The 574-nt window shown below is 68.3% G+C and carries 1 pseudogene; it reads right to left on the bottom strand.

Annotated features, from left to right (window positions below):
• Positions 1-533: pseudogene (locus tag RU01_RS20455) on the bottom strand (IS3 family transposase); the annotation flags it as partial.
• Between the last annotated feature and the right edge of the window lie 41 nt (positions 534-574).

Raw genomic sequence — 574 nt, 5'->3', positions numbered from 1 at the left:
GCGACCGGGTAGCGGGAGAACACGTCGATGGCGAGGTAGAGCTTGTACCGATCCTGGATTCGAGGGCCGCGTAGTTCGGTGACGTCCCACGACCAGAGATCACCCACCGCGTGCGCCGCGACCACGGGTGTGCGGCGGGCTGCCGGTGTGCCGGCTCCGCGGCGGCGACGCCGGTCACCGACGCAGTTCGCGGCGGCAGCGACTCGGTAGAACGTCCGCTGCGAACATGCCACTTTCTGCTCGTCGAATGCTCGCCAATAGGCTTGCACCACTGAGAGGTTCGGGAAGTCGTCGTCGGTGATGACGTCGATGATCTGGGCGCGTTCGTCCGCGGTCAGCGCCGCCGGTTGCACCCGCTCGGTATGCGGAATCGGCGTCGCTGCCGGCCGGTAATGGGCGTAGCCACGCACCAGCCGGTAGTAGGTGGACCGGGCGATCCCGACGAGCGCGCACGCCGCGATCACCGACAGCGCCGACGCCGCGGTCACCTGCTCGACGGTGGTGGTCAGGACAGTGCGTTGCGCTCGAGCCACCGCGCGTACTCGGTTGCGCTCATCAGAGCCGGTGGGATCTG

The sequence above is a fragment of the Rhodococcus sp. MEB064 genome (assembly GCF_000834565.1).
GTDB lineage: Bacteria > Actinomycetota > Actinomycetes > Mycobacteriales > Mycobacteriaceae > Rhodococcoides.
The sequence above is the reverse complement of the archived record's forward strand: the minus strand, read 5'-3'. Positions and strand labels throughout refer to the sequence as shown.